The organism is Modicisalibacter sp. (assembly GCF_055145905.1).
The window spans coordinates 12,425-30,294 of the sequence record NZ_JBSREH010000022.1; the positions used below are offsets into that span (position 1 = coordinate 12,425).

A 17,870-nucleotide genomic window follows, 5' to 3' on the forward strand; every position below is an offset into this window, starting at 1 on the left:
GGGACTATGCAAGGAATCTGGAGCGGGCAACGAGATTCGAACTCGCGACCCTCAGCTTGGGAAGCTGATGCTCTACCAACTGAGCTATACCCGCTCGGCGGCTCGATCATAATGAAAGTACGCCCGCCAAGGCAAGCCCCGGTCGTCATGGTTACATTGCGATACAAAACAGTTCGTCCCGGGAGGGAGAAATCCGGCGAGGCTGTGGTCACAGGAATGAGCGCAATTTTCCAGCAGTCGCGGAAAATGGCGTCTTTGCTTACTTTATTCGATCCCTTGACCGCCACATCATCCCGATGTGGCGGTTTTTTTCGCGAGGATGCTCGGCGGGTCAGTGGCCGCGCATCTGCAGAATGGCGCTGACCACATCGCGCCGGGTCACGATCCCGACCAGCCGTTCGCCCTCGACGACCGGGTAGACCTTGGGCTTGGTGCCGAGCATTTCCTGGGCCAGGTCGGTGATGCTCTTGTTGGGCGTCACCGTCAGCACCTCGTGCCGCATCAGCTCACGTACCGGTGCCGGCTCCTCATCGTGATAGGCGCTGTCGAGCAGCTTGCCCATGACATCCATCTCCGAGACGAAGCCGATCAGATGGTCGCGCTCGTCGACAACGGGGGCCCCGGGGAGCCGGTGCAGGGCCAGCCCGGCGACCAGCGTGGCCACGGATGTGTTGCCGGTCACCCGGTAGCAGTCGCGGGACATGATATCGCGCACGACGGTGGGGGCCTTGGTGTTCATGGCGGTGCCTCCTGCCGAGGGGGCCGACGGCCCCGTCGCTGTGTCCGGCCGGCAAGGCCGCCGGCCGTTGAAACCCGAGGGCCGGGCTCAGTCGCCCGGGCCGCACTCCATGCAGTGTTCGAGGATCGCCGGGCCCAGCTGCAGATTGGCGTTGAGATCGCGCAGTCCCGTGCGCAACCCCTCCTCGATCACCGGGTGGTAGAACGGCATGTCGAGCATCTGCGAGACCGTCAGCCGCTGCTGCAACGACCAGGCCAGCAGATGGGCGAGATGCTCGGCACGGGGGCCGAAGATCTCGGCGCCCAGGAACAGCCCGGAACCGTGCTCGGCGTAGAGGCGCATCAGCCCCTGGTTGGCACGCATGACCCGCGAGCGGCCCTGACTCTCGAAGGAGACCTCTCCGGTGGCCAGGCAGTCGCAGCCGCCGTGGCGCTTCTCGAGCTCCGCATAGCTCGGGCCCACTGTGGCGATCTGCGGGTCGCTGAACACGATACTCAGCGGCGCCCGGCGGTGGCCGACCCGTACCTCGGGGAAGCGCCCGGCGTTGTCGCCGGCGATGCGCCCTTCGTCCGTGGCTTCGTGGAGCAGGGGCAGCTCCTGGTCGGCGTCGCCGGCGATGAAGACGGGCGCGGGCTTGCCGTCGGCTGTGCGGCACTGCATGGTGTAGCGGTTGAAGCATGGCACACCACGCGAATCGAGTTGCAGGTCGGCATTCTCGAGCGCCAGGCGATCCGTGTTGGGGCGGCGCCCCGTGGCGGCCAGAAGATAGTCGAAGCGCTCGGTCAGGCGTCGGCCGGTGCCGCGCTCGATGAACGTCACCACCACCTGGTCGCCGTCCCGCTCGATGCCTTCCACGGTGGCATCAGTATCCACGTAGAGCGCTTCGTGCTCGTTGAGGGTACGCTCGGCGTAGTCGCGGATCACGGTATCCTGCAGTGGCCCCAGGCCGCCGCCGACACCGAACAGGCGCACGCGCACGCCAAGCCGATGCAGGGCCTGGCCGAGTTCCAGGCCGATCACCCCCGGGCCGAAGACCGCCACCGACTCGGGCAGGGTCTCCCACTCGAAGAGATCGTCATTGGTCACCAGCCGGTCGCCGGCCGCCTCAAGGAGCGCGGGATGTTGCGGCCGAGAACCACTGGCGATGATGATGCGCCGCGCGACGACCCGGGTGTGGTTGTCGATCTGCAGCGTGTCGGGGGCGACAAAACGGGCGTAGCCACGCAGCCGGTTGCGCTCGGGGATGCCGTCGACCGACTCGATGACGAAGCCCACGAAGCGGTCGCGCTCGCGACGGACCCGGTCCATCACCGCTCGGCCATCGACCTGTACCTCGCCGGTCACGTTGATGCCGAAGGGGGCGGCGTCACGGGCGTGGTGGGCCGCCTCGGCGGCGGCGATCAGCAGCTTGGAGGGCATGCAGCCGACCCGTGCACAGGTGGTCCCGTAGGGCCCGCCCTCGATCAGCAGCACGGATTGGGTGTGGGCCCTGGCGGCGCGATAGGCGCCGAGGCCGGCACTGCCGGCCCCGATGATGGCTACGTCGACGTGGCGTGTCTCCATGACGCGTTATTCCTCCCGTATTCGATGACAAGATAGCGTGTCGTGGTCAGTGGTGCCGGTGTGCCGGGCAGACGAAGACGCACCCCTTGTCTGCGCGGTGTGCCGCCACCACTGTATATCTTGGGTGAAGTCAGTATGTCGGGAGAGCTGTCGCCAAGGAATTTGATTGGTTGAAAAGTTTTAATAGCTATTTTTGATGGTCGGGGCGGTGGCGTGCAAGGCCGCCCCGAACGAGGAGGTCACCATGGATGCTCGAGAGTATCTCGCCAGACAGGGCGTGAACCTGGATCGCGAGGAGGATCGCCCCAACACCCTGGAGGAGCTGGCCTGGGAGCGGGCGCGTCAGGCCGGGGCCCAACGGCCGCGTACCGGTACGCCCCACGACTGGGAAGACTGGGAGCGTTACCATGATCAGCTGGCCGGCGGCGCTGACCAGCTGGCGCGCAAGATTGACCCGACGGCGCACGGGCGTGGCGCTCGCGACGCCGCAACGCGCCGGGACGACGACGAGGGCACCGGCAACGGGGCCTGATCACCAAGGAAAGGAGAGAGGTAAACGCATGGACGTGATTCGCATCATTCTGGCCATCATTCTGCCGCCCGTCGGGGTATTCCTGCAGGTCGGCTTCGGTCTGCACTTCTGGCTGAACATTCTGCTGACGCTGCTGGGCTACATTCCCGGTATCGTGCATGCGGTCTGGATCATCGCCCGGCGCTGACGGCCGGACAATGCAAGACCCCCGGCGCCTTGCGGCGCCGGGGGCTGAATGGCTGATTCCGTCGATTCGCCCTCGCTCGCGTCAGTAGGGGGCAACACTCATGCTGGAACCACTGCCGACCAGCTTGACCCGCTGGCCGACCTGCCAGTTGCGATCGGCCTTCTGAACCACCACCACCGTGTCGCCGCTGTCGCGCCGTACTTCCAGCTCGTAGGCGTTGACCTGATTGGCGCGATCCTCGATCTTCTTGCCGGCCACACTGCCGCCGATGGCCCCGGCCGCGGTGGCGATGTCACGTCCCGAGCCGCCGCCGATCTGGTGGCCGAGCAGGCCGCCGATCACCGCGCCACCGACCCCGCCGATGAGGCCGCTGCCCTGATCGTCCGCCTGGATACGCACGGGACGTACCGAGACGATGGTGCCGTAGGTGACGGTCTGGCCGGTCTTGGCCTGACTGCCTCGGTAGACATCGCCCGAATAGAGGTCACTGTTGGCGCAGCCGCCCAGGGTCAGAAGGCCCAGCGCCAGTACAGGCAGGTAACGCGTCAGCTTCATTGCCAGTTCTCCCTCTCGCTTTGAAAACGCTGTTTGATAACCCAGTCTAACCGGCATCCGCGGGTTTGACCATGGTGCCGGGTAAAGGTGCCGTGTTGCGATCAGTGTAGTGGAGCCCTCGGGCGAAAACGCAAGCGCGGGGAGGCCTGGGCCTCCCCGCGGTGCATTGCGGTGCGCGGCGGTGCGATCAGCCGAACTGGTTCATGGTATTGGCCTGGCCGCCGGCCTTCAGGGCCCCCTCGCCGGAGAAGTACTCCTTGTGGTCGTCGCCGAGGTTGGAGCCGGCCATGTCCTGATGCTTGACGCAGGCCAGGCCCTGGCGGATCTCCTGGCGCTGCACGCCGGTCACGTAGGCCAGCATGCCCTCTTCGCCGAAATAGCCGCGCGCCAGGTTGTCGGTGGACAGTGCCGCGGTGTGGTAGGTGGGCAGGGTGATCAGGTGATGGAAGATGCCGGCTTCCCGTGACCCCTTGCGCTGGAAGTCGCGGGTCCACTCGTCGGCCAGCTCGGCCAGTGGGGTGTCGTCGTACTCGGCACTCATCAGCTGGCTGCGATCGTAGGCCGAGAGGTCCTTGCCTTCCTGTTCCCAGGCGTCGAACACCTGCTGGCGGAAGTTGAGCGTCCAGTTGAACGACGGCGAGTTGTTGTAGACCAGCTTGGCATCCGGCACCACCTCGCGGATGCGCTCGACCATGCCCGCGATCTGGCCCACATGGGGTTTTTCGGTCTCGATCCACAGCAGGTCGGCGCCGTTCTGCAGGGCGGTGATGCAGTCGAGCACCACCCGGTCCTCGCCGGTGTCGGGGCGGAAACGATACAGGCCGTTGGCCAGTCGCAGCGGCTTGCGCAGTTCACCGTCGATCTTGATCACGGTGTCGCCCTCGTCGATGTCCTCGGCGCTGGACACCGGCACGGTGTCGAGGAAGCGGTTGTACTGCCAAGCCAGGTCGCCGGGTTCCTGGCTGACCGGGATCTTCTGGGTCAGGCCGGCGCCCAGGGAGTCGGTGCGAGCCACGATCACGCCGTCCTCCACGCCCAGTTCGAGGAAGGCGTAGCGCACCGCGTTGAGCTTGGCGATGAAGTCCTCGTGGGGCACCGTGACCTTGCCGTCCTGGTGACCGCACTGCTTGGCATCCGATACCTGATTCTCGATCTGGATGCAGCAGGCGCCGGCCTCGATCATGCGCTTGGCCAGCAGGTAGGTGGCTTCCTCGTTGCCGAACCCGGCGTCGATGTCGGCGATGATCGGCACCACGTGCGTCTCGAAGTTGTCGATCCGCTCCTGGGCGGCCTTGGCGGCGACGTCATCACCTTTGGCGCGGGCGGCGTCGAGCTCGCGGAACAGGTGGCCGAGTTCGCGGGCGTCCGCCTGGCGCAGGAAGGTGTAGAGCTCCTCGATCAGCGCCGGCACGGCGGTCTTCTCGTGCATCGACTGGTCAGGCAGGGGGCCGAACTGGCTACGCATGGCGGCGACCATCCACCCCGAGAGGTAGAGGTAGCGCTTGGCGGTGGTGCCGTGGTGGCGCTTGACGGCGAGCATCTTCTGCTGGCCGATGAAGCCGTGCCAGCAGCCCAGCGACTGGGTGTAGCGGCTGGGATCGGCGTCGTACTCGGCCATGTCGCGGCGCATGACGCCCGCCGTGTAGCGGGCGATGTCCAGCCCCGTGCGGAAGCGGTTCTGCAGTCGCATGCGGGTGGCGTACTCGGGGTTGATGTTGTCCCACTTGCCGCCCTGCTGGTCGCGCAGCTGGCTGAACGTGGTGAGCGTGTCCTGATAGCGGGTCATGGCGCATCCTCGTCAGTGGTGGCCTCGTGGCCTGTTGTCGTGAGCTGGAGTGGCGTCGGTGCCGATATGCTGCAGCCGCGAAATTCGCGGTGGCTTTCCGGCGGTGATGCCTTGCCGTCTTCGGGGCGCTGGCGGCAACTCGTGACAGGATGTCGGTGGCGATCGATCACTACATGATAGTTGTTAAACGATCGTTTTAATCCTGTCTTGCAATGCAATATGGCCCACAACCATGGGGCTCAACAATCATCACTTGGGGGAAAGGCGGGTTGTAGTATGACTACAGAAACCGGCAAATTGCGTGATTTCTGTAGTCGCTTTTCGCGGGTGCGGAAAAGAGCTGTAAAATCAGTCGTTCAGCGGAAGGCGCATATTGCGGTGCAAAATTCCGGCGTCGAGAAAGGTGTCGCCGTAGGCTTCGAAACCCAGGCGGCGATAGAAGTCCAGGGCCTGAATCTGGGCGGCGAGTTCGACGTGAGCATGGCCCTGGTCGCGGGCGGCGCGAATGGCCTCGCGCATCAGGGCCAGCCCGATGCCCCGCCCCCGGCCGGTGGAAAGCACGGCGACACGCCCCACATGGCCGTCGGGCAGCAGGCGGGCGGTGCCCACGGGGGTGCCGTCGTGCCAGGCGAGAAAGTGCACGCAGTCCGGGTCACGCCCGTCCCACTCCTCGTCCTCGGGGACCGCCTGTTCGTCGATGAACACCCGTCGGCGGATGTCGCCGGCCAGCGCGCCCAGGCGTTGCCAGTCGCCGCGTTCGATGTGCAGGGTCGCCTCGCTCATGCGTCCTCCGTGTCGGCTTCGGGGTCGGTCGGCCAGCTCAGGCTGCCGCGATCGAGCAGGCCGGTCACGATGCCGGTCGCCTCGGGGACGGCCAGCAGTGCGGCGTCGAGCGCGGTGTCGCCGGCGAGATGACGGGCCAGGCGAACGTCGCAGCCGACGGCATCGCCGTCGACGAACAGGGTGGCGCGCCCCTCGCCGTGGTCCCGGCAGGCGAAGCGCGAGCCCGGGGTGCGTTCGAGCGTGACCCCGGCGTGTAGTGCCGCGACAAGCGTGTCACCGTCCGCCGGTACCTCGGCGGCGATCGGGTGGTCCGGGTACTTGGGCTGGGTCATCGCCCGGCCGAACCACTGAAGCAGCTGCGCCGGATCATCCAGGGTCTCGAGGATCAGGGTGCGCATGCGGGCCAGTGCCGCATCGTCGATCTCGCCGGGATGGGCCGCCGGCGTCAGGTCCGGGTCCGCGTAGCGCAGCGAGTCGGGCAGCTGCTCGCCGAGATAGTCGGCGAACGAGGTAATCGACTCGTCGGCCGACAGCGCCCGGAAGCCCACCGAGTAGGTCATGCAGTCCGCGGATTCGCTGACCCCGTGGTGGGCGATGCCGGGGGGCAGGTAGAGCATGTCGCCGGGTTCCAGGCGCCAGTCCTGACCGGGCTCGACCGTGAAGCGCTCGAGGATCTTGAGGTCGATGCCCTCGAGGATCGGCGCGTCGTCGCCCGCCACGCCACCGAGCTGCCAGCGGCGGACCCCGCTACCCTGGAGCAGAAAGACGTCATACTGATCGACATGCGGGCCCACGCTGCCGCCGGGTGGCGCGTAGCTGACCATGACGTCGTCGAGCCGCCAGCGCGGCAGGAAATGGAACCGGGCGAGCAGTTCGTCGACCTCGGGCACGTAGTGATCCACCGCCTGCACCAGCAGTGTCCAGTCGCGCTCCGGCAGGCGGGCGAAAGTGGCGTCGTCGAAGGGGCCGTGGCTGACTTTCCAGGGGCGTGGCGCGCCGTCGTCGGCCCGGCCGTCTTCCTCGACCAGGCGGGCCTCGACGCCCTCCTCGCAGGCCAGACCGGCGAGTTCCTCGGGGGCGATCGGCGAGACGAAGTCGGGCAGGGCGCCGCGGATCAGCAGCGGCTTCTTCTGCCAGTACTCGCGGAGAAAGTCGGCGCTAGTCAGACCGCCAAGCAGGGTGAGCGGGGTATCAGGGGGCATGGGTACCACCTCTTGACGAAATACTGAAGTCGCGGGACGGGTATTGGTGGCTTCGAGTCGCGGCTTTTCCGGCAACAGGCCTGTACGAGGGCGCTGTGAACCCTTCCTTGGGCGCTACTTTTTCCATTCTTGGAAAAAGACCCTCTTCAGGCCTGTTCCCGGCACCGCTTGCCATACTGGCGCTAGGCGCTTACAGCTGGCGCGCCTGCTCCGCGGCATTGCCCACGTAGGTGGCCGGCGAGAGCGCCTTGAGCTCGGCCTTGACCGCCTCGGGCAGCTCCAGCGTGTCGATGAAGGCGGCGAAGCCGGCCTGGTCGATGCGCTTGCCGCGGGTCAGTTCCTTGAGCTTCTCGTAGGGCTTCTCGATGCCGTAGCGGCGCATCACCGTCTGGATCGGTTCGGCCAGCACTTCCCAGCTGTTGTCGAGGTCCTCGGCCAGGCGGGCCGGGTTGGCCTCGAGCTTGCCGACGCCCTTGAGGGTGGCCTGGTAGGCGATCAGTCCGTAGGCCAGGCCGACGCCCAGATTGCGCAGCACCGTGGAATCGGTGAGGTCGCGCTGCCAGCGCGAGATCGGCAGCTTCTGCGCCAGGTGGGTGAGCAGGGCGTTGGCCAGCCCCAGATTGCCCTCGGAGTTCTCGAAGTCGATGGGGTTGACCTTGTGCGGCATGGTCGAGGAGCCGATCTCGCCGGCGACGGTGCGCTGCTTGAAGTAGCCCAGCGAGATGTAGCCCCAGACGTCGCGATCGAAGTCGATGAGGATGGTATTGAAGCGGCAGACGGCGTCGAACAGCTCGGCGATGTAGTCGTGCGGCTCGATCTGGGTGGTGTAGGGGTTGAAGGTCAGTCCCAGGCCCTCGACGAAGAGGCGCGCGTTTTCCGCCCAGTCGATCTCCGGGTAGGTGGCCAGATGGGCGTTGTAGTTGCCCACCGCGCCGTTGATCTTGCCGAGGATCTCGGCGGCCTCGATCTGGCGGAGCTGGCGCTTCAGCCGGTAGGCGACGTTGGCCATCTCCTTGCCCAGGGTGGTGGGGCTGGCGGTCTGGCCGTGGGTGCGCGAGAGCATGGGTTGCTCGGCGTGCTCGTGAGCCAGGCGCTCGACGGCGGCGACCACATCGCGCAGGGTCGGCAGCAGGGCGTCGAGGCCGTCGCGCAGCATCACCCCGTAGGAGAGGTTGTTGATGTCCTCGCTGGTGCAGGCGAAGTGGATGAACTCGGTGACCGCGTGCAGTTCGGGAACCCCGGCGACCTGCTCCTTGAGGAAGTACTCCACTGCCTTGACGTCATGGTTGGTGGTGCGCTCGATCTCCTTGATGCGCTCGGCATCGGCGACCGAGAATTCGCTGACGAGCCGGCCGAGAAAGGCCGTGGCCTCGGCCGACAGGGGCGGGACCTCGACGATCTGCGGGTGCGCGGCAAGGCGCTCCAGCCAGCGGACCTCGACGGTGACGCGGGCGCGGATCAGGCCGAATTCACTGAAATGCTCGCGCAGCGACTCGGCCTTGGAGCCGTAGCGGCCGTCGACAGGGGAAAGGGCGGTGAGCGGAGAGAGCTGCATGGTATCGTCCGGTATCTCGGGGCGCCGTGACGGCGGCGCCAAACGGTTGGCAAAAAGGCGTGTTCAGCGCCACTGCTCCAGGGCCTTGCGCATGGCGCTGCGCTGGAACAGCAGCTTCCAGCGACGGCCGCCCTGCTGGTGCCAGAGCAGGGCGAAGCGAATCCCTGAGAGCAGGGCGGCGCGGACGCGTTCGGGCATCATGCGCTGCTGCAACAGGCTGGGCTCGCCCTGGACCACGATGCGCTGGCGGAAGGTCGAGATGGTGTCCTGATAGAGCTCGCCGAGGCTGGCCACCACGTTCTCGTGGGTCTCGCCGAAATGCTCGGCCTGCCCCTGGATGCGGGTCAGCCGCTCGCCCAGGGTGTCCATCATGGTGTCCTGCTGGCGCAGCTTCTGCATCAGCATCAGCAGCGTGAAGCCGTAGCGCAGTACGTTGGGATCGGTACGCTGGCGGGCGACGATGGCGTCGAGCACGTCCAGCCCCAGTCGCAGGTTGTTGGGGTGGCCGCCGTAGATGGCCTCGAAGGAGGCGGGATTGGTGTCCAGCGTGGCCCGTAGCTGGGTGTCCCAGGCCCGTGCGTCGCACTGCCCCTGGCGGGCCAGTTGGTCGACCAGGGCGGCGGCCTGGAAGACCCCTGCCAGGGCCAGGGTCTGCCGCGAAACGGGATCGTCGGGGGCCGTGTGAATGGGGGTGGCGTTCATGCGGCCAGCGTCTCCCGTTGCCAGGTGTCACGAATCACGCCACCGCCGAGGCAGACGTCGCCGTCGTAGAGCACCAGCGATTGTCCCGGCGTCACCGCGCGTTGCGGATCGTCGAAGTGAACCTCCACGCCGCCGTCGTCGCGGGTGTGCATGCGGCAGGGCACGTCGGCCTGGCGGTAGCGGGTCTTGGCGGTGAGCCGCGCCTCGCTGGCCGGCGGCTGCCCGGCGATCCAGTCCATGGCCTCGGTGGTCAGCGCATCACTGTACAGCAGCGGATGATGCTTGCCCTGGACCACGATCAGCACGTTGCGCGCGAGATCCTTGTCGGCGACGTACCAGGGGGCATCCGGATAGTCGGCCAGTCCGCCGATTCCCAGTCCCTGGCGCTGGCCGAGGGTGTAGTACATCAGCCCCATGTGTTCGCCGATGTCGTCGCCCTCGGGGGTCTCGATGCGCCCCGGCTGAGCCGGCAGGTACTGCTGCAGGAAGTCGCGGAAGCGACGCTCGCCGATGAAGCAGATGCCGGTGGAATCCTTCTTGCGGGCGGTGACCAGATCGTGGCGCTCGGCGAGTTCGCGCACCCGGGGCTTTTCCAGTTCGCCCACCGGGAACAGGGTGCGGGCGATCGCGGCCTCGGGCACGGCGTGCAGGAAATAGCTCTGATCCTTGTTGGCATCGAGCCCCTTGAGCAGGCGCGCCCGGCCGTCGCGCTCGCCGCGGCGCACGTAGTGGCCGGTGGCGATCGCCTCGGCACCCAGCATCTCGGCGTATTCGAGAAACACCTTGAACTTGATCTCGCGGTTGCACAGCACATCCGGGTTGGGAGTGCGCCCGGCGCGGTACTCGGCGAGGAAATGCTCGAAGACGTTGTCCCAGTATTCGGCAGCGAAATTGGCGGTGTGCAGGGGAATGCCCAGCTTGTCGCACACCGCCTGGGCATCCGCCAGGTCCTCCCTGGCAGTGCAGTATTCGGTGCCGTCGTCCTCGTCCCAGTTTTTCATGAACAGGCCTTCGACCTGATAGCCCTGTTCGAGCAGCAACAGGGCCGAGACGGAGGAGTCGACACCGCCGGACATGCCGACGATGACCTTGCCGGTGGCTGAAGGCGCCGTAGCTTGGGGCATAACGTCCCTCGAGTGGAACAGGGGTGAATCGCGATGGCGCGGATTATACCCGAAACCGGTCACGGGCTTCGAGCATCAGGCTTCGTGGATGACCGACAGTGGAAAGCGCCGCCCTGCGTGATAGTCGCGAATCCGGGTGAGCACCAGCGGGCTGCGCAGGCGCCCCTCCTGCGCCAGGGACTCGATCTCCTCGAGACACAGCCAGTGCGCGCCGAGGATGCCGTGGTCGAGCGGCGTCGCGAGTGCGCCCCCAGGGCGGGCGATGAAGCCGTGGCTGTGAAAGATCAGGCCCTCGGCGGCGGTGAAGATGTACAGCCCCAGATAATCGGTGATGGTCACGTCCCGGGCGGTTTCCTCGCGGGTCTCGCGGCGTGCCGCCTCGGTCAGGCGCTCGCCCGGCTCCAGGTGGCCGGCGGGCTGGTTGAACACGCTGACCGGGCCGCCGCGATCCTCTTCCACCAGCAGGAAGCGGTCGTCACGGGGGATCACCGTGGCGACGGTGACGCGCGGGGTCCAGCGGCTCATGAGCGTGACCTCCGGCGGCGTGTGTCCGGGGTACGTTTGCCCGGGGCACGCTTGCCCGGGGCGCGTGACCGCGGTGCCGCCGGCGCGTGCAGGACTTCCCGGCGCCACTGCCCCGGCGCCAGGCCGTCGAGCCGCCAGGGGCCGATCGCCACGCGGATCAGGCGCAGGGTGGGGTGGCCGACATGGGCCGTCATGCGCCGGACCTGGCGGTTGCGGCCCTCGTCGATGGTCAGCTCGAGCCAGCGGGTGGGGATGCCGGCGCGCTGGCGGATCGGCGGGTCGCGCGGCGGCACCTCCGGTGCGTCAAGGCGCTTTACCCGGGCCGGGCGAGTGGGGCCGTCGTTGAGGGTCACCCCGCGGCGCAGGGCCTCGAGGGCGTCGTCGTCCGGCGTGCCCTCGACCTGGACCCAGTAGGTCTTGGGCTGCTTGTGGCGCGGGTGGCTGATGCGCTGGATCAGTGCACCGTCGTCGGTGAGCAGCAGCAGGCCCTCGGAGTCGTAGTCGAGCCGGCCGGCGGCATAGATACCGGGCACGTCGATGGCATCGGCCAGGGTCGCCCGGCCGCGCTCGTCGGTGAACTGCGAGAGCATGCGGTAGGGCTTGTGCAGCAGATAGAGGGCGCTCATGGCGGGTGTGGCTCGTTGATCGGGAAATTGTCGACATTGTTCATGCGGACCCGGGCCGGCACTGTTATACTGCGGCCCGACCGCAGGGGTACCAGCGCCGAACCGTGAACCGGGGCCATCCCCGACGCCCGCTCGACGGGGCGGCCCGGGCGCCGGGGTGACTACCCAGTCTACCGCAATCGGGCCGGCCGCTCGCCGGTGCCGTCAGGTGCCGCGGGCCCGGTTGGCAGCGACGCCGATTTCTTGCAATCGCAGCGACACAGAGAGGTTAACGCAACGATGTCCAAATCGCCGAAGATCATCTACACGCTTACCGACGAGGCCCCGGCACTGGCGACCCATTCCCTGTTGCCGATCATCGACGCCTTCACCGACCCGGCCGGCATCGACGTCGAGACGCGCGACATCTCTCTGGCGGGTCGCATCATTTCGCTGTTTCCCGACTACCTCACCGACGAACAGCGCATCGCCGATGACCTGGCCGAACTCGGCGAGCTGACCAAGGCGCCGGAAGCCAACATCATCAAGCTGCCTAACATCAGCGCTTCCGTGCCCCAGCTCAAGGCGGCCATCAAGGAGCTGCAGTCCCAGGGCTACAAGCTGCCCGACTACCCGGAAGACCCCGCCAGCGATGCCGATCGCGACATCAAGGCGCGCTACGATCGCGTCAAGGGCAGTGCGGTCAACCCGGTGCTGCGCGAGGGCAACTCCGATCGCCGTGCGCCGCAGTCGGTCAAGAACTTCGCCCGCAAGTACCCGCATCGTCTGGGCGAGTGGAGTGCCGACTCCCGCTCCCACGTTTCCCACATGAGCGACGGTGACTTCTACGCCAGCGAGAAGTCCGCGGTCATGGCCGCCGAGGGCAGCGTCAAGATCACGCTTCACGGCGCCGATGGCGACGTCACGGTGCTCAAGGAGGCCGTGCCGGTGCTGGCCGGTGAGGTGATCGACGCCGCGGTGATGAGCCGTCAGGCGCTGCGCCGCTTCGTCGCCGAGGCCATCGAGGATGCCAGGTCGCAGGACGTGCTGTTCTCGCTGCACCTCAAGGCGACCATGATGAAGGTCTCCGACCCGATCATGTTCGGCATCGTGGTCTCCGAGTTCTACAAGGAGGTGCTGGCCAAGTACGCCGACGACCTCAAGCAGGTCGGCTTCGACCCCAACAACGGCATCGGTGACCTCTACGCCACCATCCAGTCGCTGTCCGAGGACAAGCGCCAGGCCATCGAGTCCGACATCCAGGCGCTGTACGCCGAGCGCCCGTCGCTGGCGATGGTCAACTCGCACAAGGGCATCACCAACCTGCACGTGCCCTCTGATGTGATCATCGACGCCTCCATGCCGGCGATGATCCGCGATTCCGGCAAGATGTGGGGCGCCGACGATGCCCTGCACGACACCAAGGCCGTGATCCCCGATCGCAGCTATGCCGGCATCTACCAAGTGGTAATCGAGGACTGCAAGAAGAACGGCGCCTTCGATCCGACCACCATGGGCAGCGTGCCCAACGTCGGCCTGATGGCCCAGAAGGCCGAGGAGTACGGCTCCCACGACAAGACCTTTCAGATTCCGGCGGCCGGCACCGTGCGCGTCACCGACGCGCAGGGCAACGTGGTCTTCGAGCATGCCGTCGAGGAAGGCGACATCTGGCGCATGTGCCAGACCAAGGACGCGCCGATCCAGGACTGGGTCAAGCTGGCCGTGGCCCGTGCCCGTGACAGCCAGACGCCGGCGGTATTCTGGCTCGACGCCAACCGCGGCCACGACGCCCAGCTGATCGAGAAGGTCGAGACCTACCTGAAGGATCACGACACGGACGGCCTGGATATCCGCATCATGGCGCCGGAAGACGCCATGCGCTTCTCGCTGGAGCGGATCCGCGCCGGCAAGGACACCATTTCCGTGACCGGCAACGTGCTGCGCGACTACCTGACCGACCTGTTCCCGATCATGGAGCTGGGTACCAGTGCCAAGATGCTCTCCATCGTGCCGCTGATGAACGGCGGCGGCCTGTTCGAGACCGGTGCCGGCGGCAGTGCGCCCAAGCACGTCCAGCAGTTCCTGGAAGAGAATCACCTGCGCTGGGATTCGTTGGGCGAGTTCCTGGCCCTGGCCGCCTCGCTCGAGCATCTGGGCAAGACCTTCGACAACGCCCGGGCCCGGGTGCTGGCCAAGGCCCTGGACCAGGCCAACGGCGAGTTCCTCGACAGCAACAAGTCGCCGTCGCGCAAGGTCGGCGAGATCGACAACCGCGGCAGCCACTTCTATCTGGCGCTCTACTGGGCCAAGGCCGTGGCCGCCCAGGACGAGGACGCCGAGCTCAAGGCCCAGTTCGCCGAGCTGGCGCAAAAGCTCGAGGACAATGAGGCCGCGATCATGACCGAACTCAACGGTGTGCAGGGACAGCCGGTGGATATCCGTGGTTACTACCACCCGGATCATGCACTGACCAGCCAGGCCATGCGCCCGAGCAAGACGCTCAACGACGCCCTGGGTGTCGTCAAGGACTGAGCCTTCGCTCACCGTGTATCGACGGATCCCCGCTCGCCAGGCGAGCGGGGTTTTTTTGTTGACCCCCTTGCAAGGTGACGGCTGCGGACGCATCTTGCAGGGAACCCCGAAGGCGCGGCGACGTCTCATGATGGAGACGCGATGAGCCACGCCTACGGCTTGTAGAGATGGATTCTGGCTCTTATGTTCAATAGAGACGAGACAATGTCGATGACCGCCGTGGCGTCACGGCTCGCGGTGAATGCGGCGGTATTCGCGTCAATCCGGGGAGATACGGTTCGCGCCGGGATGACGCGGCCGCCGGGCCCCGAGGAGGAAGGGGAAGGCGAGCTTGCCACCCGCCCGGCCGACCCGGAGCTCGAGGAGCCGCCGCGCTACAAGGTGGTGCTCCACAACGACGATTACACCCCCATGGAATTCGTCGTCGAGGTGCTGCAGACCTTCTTCTACATGGACCACGAGAAAGCCGTGCAGATCATGATGGCGGTCCATACCCAGGGCAAGGCGACCTGCGGCATCTACACCCGCGACATCGCGGAAACCAAGAGTCATCAAGTCAACGAGTACGCGCGAGAATGCCAGCATCCATTGCTGTGCGACATCGACAGGGCCGACTGACGCCTGGCAACGTGACAGTCAGGGGTTGCGAAAGACTCCAAAGTGCCCGATTGTGAAAGTGCCGACGATGCCCGAGGCGGCGAGAAGGGGACTGCCATGCTGAGCAAAGAACTTGAACTGACCCTGAACACGGCCTTCACGGTGGCGCGCTCCAAGCGGCATGAATTCATGACCGTCGAGCATCTGCTGCTGGCCCTGCTGGACAATGCGTCGGCCGCCGACGTGCTGCGTGCCTGCGGCGCCAGCCTCGACAAGCTGCGTTCCGATCTGCAGGACTTCATCAACTCCACGACGCCGCTGATTCCCGAGGATCAGGAGGACCGCGAGACCCAGCCGACCCTGGGCTTCCAGCGCGTGCTGCAGCGCGCCGTCTTCCACGTGCAGTCCTCCGGCAAGTCCGAGGTCACCGGCGCCAACGTGCTGGTGGCGATCTTCTCCGAGCAGGAAAGCCAGGCCGTCTATTTCCTGAAACAGCAGAACGTGGCCCGCGTCGATGCGGTCAACTACATAGCCCATGGCATCTCCAAGGTGGCCGGCCACGGACAGAACCCGTCGCCGTCCCAGGAGGCCGAAGAGGGGGAAGAGGGTATGAGCGAAGGCAATGCCCACCCGTTGACCGGCTACGCGACCAATCTCAACGAGCAGGCCCGTCTCGGCAAGATCGACCCCTTGATCGGTCGCGATCACGAACTCGAGCGGACCGTGCAGATCCTGGCGCGGCGGCGCAAGAACAACCCGCTGCTGGTCGGCGAGGCCGGGGTCGGCAAGACGGCGATCGCCGAGGGTCTGGCCAAGCGCATCGTCGAGGAGGACGTGCCCGACGTCATCAGCGACGCCGTGGTCTATGCGCTGGACATGGGCGCGCTGCTGGCCGGCACCAAGTATCGCGGTGACTTCGAGAAGCGCCTCAAGGCGCTGCTCGCCGAGCTCAAGAAGCAGCCCAATGCCATCCTGTTCATCGACGAGATTCACACGGTGATCGGCGCCGGCGCGGCCTCCGGCGGCGTGATGGATGCCTCCAACCTGCTCAAGCCGCTGCTCTCCTCCGGCGAGCTGCGCTGCATCGGTTCGACCACCTTCCAGGAATTCCGCGGCATCTTCGAGAAGGATCGCGCCCTGGCGCGTCGGTTCCAGAAGGTCGATGTGCTCGAGCCCACGGTCGAGGACACGATCCGCATTCTCAAGGGGCTGCGCGGACGCTTCGAGGAGCACCACCAGCTCAAGTACACCGATGGGGCGCTGGACAGCGCCGTGCGCCTGGCGGACCGTTACATCAACGACCGCCACCTGCCCGACAAGGCGATCGACGTGATCGACGAGGCGGGAGCGCACCAGCGCCTGCTGCCGCCCGAGATGCGGGTCGCGACCATCGACACCGAACAGGTCGAGGCAGTGGTGGCGTCGATCGCGCGGATTCCGCCGAAGAGCGTTTCCTCGTCGGATCGCAAGCTGCTCTCCAACCTCGATCGTGACCTGAAGATGCTGGTCTTTGGTCAGGACGAGGCCATCGACAGCCTGGCGGCGGCGATCAAGCTCTCGCGGGCAGGGCTCAAGTCTCCCGACAAGCCGGTCGGCAGCTTCCTGTTCGCCGGGCCGACCGGGGTCGGCAAGACCGAGGTGGCTCGCCAGCTTTCCCAGTTGATGGGCATCTCGCTGGTGCGCTTCGACATGTCGGAGTACATGGAGCGCCACACCGTGTCGCGGCTGATCGGTGCGCCTCCCGGCTATGTCGGTTACGACCAGGGCGGGCTGCTGACCGAGGCGGTCACCAAGCAGCCACACTGCGTACTGCTGCTCGACGAGATCGAGAAGGCGCACCCCGAGGTCTTCAATCTGCTGCTGCAGGTCATGGATCACGGTCGCCTGACCGACAACAACGGCCGCGAGGCGGATTTCCGTCACGTGATCCTGATCATGACCTCGAACGCCGGGGCCGAGCAGATCGCGCGGCGCTCGATCGGCTTCCAGACGCAGGATCACTCCACGGACGGCATGGAGATGATTCGCAAGACCTTCACGCCGGAGTTCCGCAACCGTCTGGACGGCATCATCCAGTTCCACGGCCTGGCGCCGGACATCGTGCGCAACGTGGTCGACAAGTTCCTGGTCGAACTGCAGGCCCAGCTCGACGAGAAGCGGGTTCAGCTGGATGTGGACGAAGCCGCCAAGGCCTGGCTGGCCGAGAAGGGCTACGATCCCGAGATGGGAGCCCGGCCGATGGCGCGTGTGATCCAGGAGAAACTCAAGAAACCGTTGGCGGAACTCATCCTGTTCGGCGAACTGGCCGAGCACGGCGGTCTGGTGCATGTCACCGTGGAGGGTGGCGAGTTGCACCTGGCCACGGAGGCCGAGGTCGCCTGACGTCGCCAGCTACCGGTGGACGAGGGGCCGGCTCCGGCCCCGTATCCGCCTTGCCGATCGCGCCTCGTCCCCGGACGGGGCGTTTTCACGAGGAGGGTGGCGTGCTGCGCATCGACGTCGAAGCGGCGGCGTGTGTCACGGTTGCCGGTGCCGGCTGGCCGCGGACGAGAGAAGTCGGTTCAGGCAAGGCCTGTGACGCCGCGGCGACAAGGGGGCGGTGGAGGCGCGTTCAGCGAGAACGGTAGACGATGCGGCCCTTGGAGAGGTCATAGGGCGTCAGTTCAACCTTGACCTTGTCACCGGTCAGGATGCGGATGTAGTTCTTGCGCATCTTGCCGGAAATGTGTGCGGTGACGACATGGCCGTTTTCCAGCTCGACGCGAAACATGGTGTTGGGCAGCGTGTCGACGACGACACCTTCCATTTCGATATGATCTTCTCGTGCCATATAGGCGAACCCTCGATGGTGGACTAGGTCATCACGATGACGTCGTTGCCATG

The 17,870-nt window shown here is 66.3% G+C and carries 17 protein-coding genes and 1 tRNA gene; 5 read left to right on the forward strand and 13 right to left on the reverse strand.

What is annotated here, in order from left to right; translation table 11 throughout:
- Positions 1-18: 18 nt before the first annotated feature.
- The 3 genes from ACTCB7_RS07435 to ACTCB7_RS07445 all read right to left on the reverse strand — a co-directional run bounded on the left by ACTCB7_RS07435 (position 19) and on the right by ACTCB7_RS07445 (position 2,302).
- A tRNA-Gly gene (locus ACTCB7_RS07435) sits at positions 19-94 on the reverse strand.
- Between the two features lie 237 nt (positions 95-331).
- Positions 332-739 carry a CBS domain-containing protein gene (locus tag ACTCB7_RS07440; protein WP_463006164.1) on the reverse strand — a complete coding sequence of 136 codons (408 nt, stop codon included), beginning with the start codon at positions 737-739 and terminating at the stop codon, positions 332-334.
- 87 nt (positions 740-826) lie between these two features.
- Positions 827-2,302 (reverse strand): dihydrolipoyl dehydrogenase, encoded by a 1,476-nt coding sequence (locus ACTCB7_RS07445; RefSeq protein ID WP_463006165.1) that lies wholly within the window; start codon positions 2,300-2,302, stop codon positions 827-829.
- A 244-nt stretch (positions 2,303-2,546) separates the two neighbouring features.
- Between ACTCB7_RS07445 and ACTCB7_RS07450 the strand changes: the two genes are divergently transcribed.
- A complete protein-coding gene (locus ACTCB7_RS07450; RefSeq protein WP_224415274.1) occupies positions 2,547-2,834 on the forward strand; it encodes a hypothetical protein in 288 nt (95 codons plus the stop codon).
- A gap of 28 nt (positions 2,835-2,862) precedes the next feature.
- Entirely contained in the window at positions 2,863-3,021 is a 159-nt protein-coding gene (locus ACTCB7_RS07455) for a YqaE/Pmp3 family membrane protein (RefSeq protein ID WP_163647485.1), read from the forward strand.
- Between the two features lie 81 nt (positions 3,022-3,102).
- On the opposite strand, the gene ACTCB7_RS07460 is transcribed toward ACTCB7_RS07455, so the two are convergent.
- The 9 genes from ACTCB7_RS07460 to ACTCB7_RS07500 form a co-directional block, all read right to left on the reverse strand.
- Complete coding sequence (locus ACTCB7_RS07460) at positions 3,103-3,570, reverse strand: outer membrane lipoprotein (RefSeq protein WP_163647799.1); 468 nt, start codon at positions 3,568-3,570, stop codon at positions 3,103-3,105.
- A gap of 193 nt (positions 3,571-3,763) precedes the next feature.
- Positions 3,764-5,362: an isocitrate lyase gene (locus tag ACTCB7_RS07465; protein ID WP_463006166.1), complete on the reverse strand. Its 1,599-nt coding sequence runs from the start codon at positions 5,360-5,362 to the stop codon at positions 3,764-3,766.
- A gap of 348 nt (positions 5,363-5,710) precedes the next feature.
- Entirely contained in the window at positions 5,711-6,145 is a 435-nt protein-coding gene (locus ACTCB7_RS07470; RefSeq protein WP_463006167.1) for a GNAT family N-acetyltransferase, read from the reverse strand.
- Complete coding sequence (locus tag ACTCB7_RS07475) at positions 6,142-7,347, reverse strand: JmjC domain-containing protein (protein WP_463006168.1); 1,206 nt, start codon at positions 7,345-7,347, stop codon at positions 6,142-6,144. The genes ACTCB7_RS07470 and ACTCB7_RS07475 overlap by 4 nt, the downstream gene beginning before the upstream one ends.
- A gap of 190 nt (positions 7,348-7,537) precedes the next feature.
- On the reverse strand, positions 7,538-8,902 hold the full coding sequence (gene purB, locus ACTCB7_RS07480; RefSeq protein ID WP_463006169.1) for an adenylosuccinate lyase: 1,365 nt from the start codon (positions 8,900-8,902) through the stop codon (positions 7,538-7,540).
- A 63-nt stretch (positions 8,903-8,965) separates the two neighbouring features.
- The gene (gene hflD, locus ACTCB7_RS07485; protein ID WP_463006170.1) at positions 8,966-9,604 is read right to left on the reverse strand and encodes a high frequency lysogenization protein HflD; all 639 of its coding nucleotides are present in this window, start codon (positions 9,602-9,604) and stop codon (positions 8,966-8,968) included.
- The gene (gene mnmA, locus ACTCB7_RS07490; protein WP_463006171.1) at positions 9,601-10,728 is read right to left on the reverse strand and encodes a tRNA 2-thiouridine(34) synthase MnmA; all 1,128 of its coding nucleotides are present in this window, start codon (positions 10,726-10,728) and stop codon (positions 9,601-9,603) included. The genes hflD and mnmA overlap by 4 nt, the downstream gene beginning before the upstream one ends.
- Before the next feature lie 75 nt (positions 10,729-10,803).
- Positions 10,804-11,253, reverse strand: a complete 450-nt coding sequence (locus ACTCB7_RS07495; protein ID WP_463006172.1) for an NUDIX domain-containing protein — start codon at positions 11,251-11,253, stop codon at positions 10,804-10,806.
- Positions 11,250-11,879: a pseudouridine synthase gene (locus ACTCB7_RS07500; RefSeq protein ID WP_463006173.1), complete on the reverse strand. Its 630-nt coding sequence runs from the start codon at positions 11,877-11,879 to the stop codon at positions 11,250-11,252. Before ACTCB7_RS07500 ends, ACTCB7_RS07495 begins: the two co-directional genes overlap by 4 nt.
- Before the next feature lie 279 nt (positions 11,880-12,158).
- Between ACTCB7_RS07500 and ACTCB7_RS07505 the strand changes: the two genes are divergently transcribed.
- The 3 genes from ACTCB7_RS07505 to clpA all read left to right on the forward strand — a co-directional run bounded on the left by ACTCB7_RS07505 (position 12,159) and on the right by clpA (position 17,369).
- Positions 12,159-14,390 carry an NADP-dependent isocitrate dehydrogenase gene (locus ACTCB7_RS07505; protein ID WP_463006174.1) on the forward strand — a complete coding sequence of 744 codons (2,232 nt, stop codon included), beginning with the start codon at positions 12,159-12,161 and terminating at the stop codon, positions 14,388-14,390.
- Positions 14,391-14,678: 288 nt separating this feature from the next.
- Positions 14,679-15,008 (forward strand): ATP-dependent Clp protease adapter ClpS, encoded by a 330-nt coding sequence (gene clpS, locus ACTCB7_RS07510; protein ID WP_224416793.1) that lies wholly within the window; start codon positions 14,679-14,681, stop codon positions 15,006-15,008.
- 96 nt (positions 15,009-15,104) lie between these two features.
- A complete protein-coding gene (clpA, locus tag ACTCB7_RS07515) occupies positions 15,105-17,369 on the forward strand; it encodes an ATP-dependent Clp protease ATP-binding subunit ClpA (RefSeq protein ID WP_463006175.1) in 2,265 nt (754 codons plus the stop codon).
- A 229-nt stretch (positions 17,370-17,598) separates the two neighbouring features.
- Here the strand turns inward: clpA and infA are convergent, their stop codons facing one another.
- Positions 17,599-17,817, reverse strand: a complete 219-nt coding sequence (infA, locus tag ACTCB7_RS07520) for a translation initiation factor IF-1 (RefSeq protein WP_013332816.1) — start codon at positions 17,815-17,817, stop codon at positions 17,599-17,601.
- Positions 17,818-17,870: the final 53 nt, after the last annotated feature.

Excerpts from the sequence above, each read along its gene's own strand:
- ACTCB7_RS07440 (WP_463006164.1), bottom strand. The coding sequence starts at position 739 with ATGAACACCAAGGCCCCCACCGTCGTGCGCGATATCATGTCCCGCGAC.
- ACTCB7_RS07445 (WP_463006165.1), bottom strand. The coding sequence starts at position 2,302 with ATGGAGACACGCCACGTCGACGTAGCCATCATCGGGGCCGGCAGTGCC.
- ACTCB7_RS07450 (WP_224415274.1), top strand. The coding sequence starts at position 2,547 with ATGGATGCTCGAGAGTATCTCGCCAGACAGGGCGTGAACCTGGATCGC.
- ACTCB7_RS07455 (WP_163647485.1), top strand. The coding sequence starts at position 2,863 with ATGGACGTGATTCGCATCATTCTGGCCATCATTCTGCCGCCCGTCGGG.
- ACTCB7_RS07465 (WP_463006166.1), bottom strand. The coding sequence starts at position 5,362 with ATGACCCGCTATCAGGACACGCTCACCACGTTCAGCCAGCTGCGCGAC.
- ACTCB7_RS07470 (WP_463006167.1), bottom strand. The coding sequence starts at position 6,145 with ATGAGCGAGGCGACCCTGCACATCGAACGCGGCGACTGGCAACGCCTG.
- ACTCB7_RS07475 (WP_463006168.1), bottom strand. The coding sequence starts at position 7,347 with ATGCCCCCTGATACCCCGCTCACCCTGCTTGGCGGTCTGACTAGCGCC.
- purB (WP_463006169.1), bottom strand. The coding sequence starts at position 8,902 with ATGCAGCTCTCTCCGCTCACCGCCCTTTCCCCTGTCGACGGCCGCTAC.
- hflD (WP_463006170.1), bottom strand. The coding sequence starts at position 9,604 with ATGAACGCCACCCCCATTCACACGGCCCCCGACGATCCCGTTTCGCGG.
- mnmA (WP_463006171.1), bottom strand. The coding sequence starts at position 10,728 with ATGCCCCAAGCTACGGCGCCTTCAGCCACCGGCAAGGTCATCGTCGGC.
- ACTCB7_RS07495 (WP_463006172.1), bottom strand. The coding sequence starts at position 11,253 with ATGAGCCGCTGGACCCCGCGCGTCACCGTCGCCACGGTGATCCCCCGT.
- ACTCB7_RS07500 (WP_463006173.1), bottom strand. The coding sequence starts at position 11,879 with ATGAGCGCCCTCTATCTGCTGCACAAGCCCTACCGCATGCTCTCGCAG.
- ACTCB7_RS07505 (WP_463006174.1), top strand. The coding sequence starts at position 12,159 with ATGTCCAAATCGCCGAAGATCATCTACACGCTTACCGACGAGGCCCCG.
- clpS (WP_224416793.1), top strand. The coding sequence starts at position 14,679 with ATGACGCGGCCGCCGGGCCCCGAGGAGGAAGGGGAAGGCGAGCTTGCC.
- clpA (WP_463006175.1), top strand. The coding sequence starts at position 15,105 with ATGCTGAGCAAAGAACTTGAACTGACCCTGAACACGGCCTTCACGGTG.
- infA (WP_013332816.1), bottom strand. The coding sequence starts at position 17,817 with ATGGCACGAGAAGATCATATCGAAATGGAAGGTGTCGTCGTCGACACG.